3 protein-coding genes are annotated in these 1,603 nt (G+C 63.9%); 2 read left to right on the top strand and 1 reads right to left on the bottom strand.

Annotated elements, in window-relative coordinates; genetic code table 11:
• Both VBE63_RS28955 and VBE63_RS31685 read left to right on the top strand, forming a co-directional pair.
• The coding region (locus VBE63_RS28955) for a class I SAM-dependent methyltransferase (protein ID WP_323686438.1) at positions 1 to 511 on the top strand (511 nt) is incomplete at its 5' end.
• 40 nt (positions 512 to 551) lie between these two features.
• On the top strand, positions 552 to 830 hold the full coding sequence (locus tag VBE63_RS31685; RefSeq protein WP_416274721.1) for a DUF433 domain-containing protein: 279 nt from the start codon (positions 552 to 554) through the stop codon (positions 828 to 830).
• Positions 831 to 895: 65 nt separating this feature from the next.
• Here VBE63_RS31685 and modD read toward each other — a convergent pair.
• Positions 896 to 1,603: ModD protein (modD, locus tag VBE63_RS28950; protein WP_323686437.1), on the bottom strand; the 708-nt coding region annotated here is incomplete at its 5' end.

Genomic DNA, 1,603 nt, shown 5'->3' with positions numbered 1-1,603 from the left:
CGCCCTGCTCGCGAACGCCGATCTGGTCAAGCAAAAGGGACTGCGGGTGACCGGCATCGATATCGATGCCGACTATGTCAAGCGTGCCTGGCGAAGGCTGCAGGATTCCCCGCTAGCGAATCGCGCTGGGGTTCGTCTTGAATGTGTCTACGATCACCAGGGTGGACCTTACGATGCCGTCTATTTCTCCGGGAGCTTCATGCTACTGCCGGAGCCGGAGCAGGCGCTGCGGCATTGTTCGGCGCTGTTGAGCGAGGACGGACGTCTCTACTTTACCCAGACCATTCAGATGCGACCCGACCGCTGGATGGAGATCCTCAAGCCCATGCTGAAACGGGTGACGAGCATCGAGTTTGGTCGGGTGACCTATGAACCTGAGCTCAGGGCGCAGATCGATGCTGCGGGTCTGGAGCTGGAGGAGCTAACGACCTTGGCGCGTCACGGCAGCCGGGCGTTTTGCATTGCCGTGGCCAAGCCTGTGAACAGGCTCCAAGCTAGTCGGCTAAACTGAATCTAGGTTCTGATATCGCTAACCTTCTTGGAGGCTGTCTATGATCGACTGGTCCAATTGCGCCGCAGTCGAGCATGATCCTGAGCGGCTCAGCGACGCCTGGGTTTTCCGGGGCACTCGAGTACCGGTGACAGCTCTGTTCGAGAACTTGGAGGATGGGGCCCAGCTCGTCGAGTTTGTTAGTTGGTTCCCGGGCGTCACGCTCGCGCAAGCGCGTGCCGTTCTGGAGCACGCGGCCAGGTCGTTGGAACCAGCAGAATCTCTCGGGTCGTGCAATGGCGATCCTCGTTCTGAGCACGACCAGTTGGCCGCGGATTAAACGAACTGGCTCGATGATCGCGGAGGCTCTTTCACAGATTTCAGCAGGTGATTACCTGGAACTTGCTATCCCTGACGAAACGGCGCCGTCGCGTTGAAGAACCGGACTTGCACATCCCGCGGTGGCGCTAAGTGCGGCGCCGTCGTCACCAGTAGCCGCGCACCGGCGCGCGCGTAGCCTTCGGCATTCTTGGCGTTGATGCCACCCGCGGCGCCAACCACGGCCTGTGAGCCGCGCGCGGCGAGCGCTGCAACAGTCTCGGCCACCTGCTCGGCGGTGAACTTCTCTAGCTGCAGCACGTCGGCCTCGGCCCAGGTCAGCGCCTCCTCGGGCGTCGCTACTTCGACCACGACCCGCTTCTCTGGGCACTGTCGACGGAGCCGGGCCAGCGTCTCCTTCGGCGGCTCGTCGCCGAGGAACAGCCGATGCTCGGCGAAGATCAACAGCGTCTCCGAGAGGCCATTGCGGTGCATTACGGCACCACCGGCCTTGAACGCCTTGACCGCGAGCCGGCGGTTGCCGGGCACATTCTTGCGCGTACCGGCCACCATCGCGTTCGGATCACCACGCCGCGCGGCGGCGACGATGGCGGCGGCACTGCTGGCGATGCCACCACACCATTCCATCAGCGTCTGCGCTGTCTTCCAGCCTTGATGCAGCGCGCCGGCGCTGCCGTGCGCCTCGAGCAGCAGGGTTTCTGGCACGGCCTCGGTGCCGGAGGCCACGCGCGCCGCGGCCGGGGCGCCGCCGCGGCGGGACAGTCGAAACGCATG

The sequence above is a fragment of the Lamprobacter sp. genome (assembly GCF_034860625.1).
In the GTDB taxonomy this organism is placed as follows: domain Bacteria; phylum Pseudomonadota; class Gammaproteobacteria; order Chromatiales; family Chromatiaceae; genus Lamprobacter.
The sequence above is the reverse complement of the archived record's forward strand: the minus strand, read 5'-3'. Positions and strand labels throughout refer to the sequence as shown.

Excerpts from the sequence above, each read along its gene's own strand:
- VBE63_RS31685 (WP_416274721.1), top strand. The coding sequence starts at position 552 with ATGATCGACTGGTCCAATTGCGCCGCAGTCGAGCATGATCCTGAGCGG.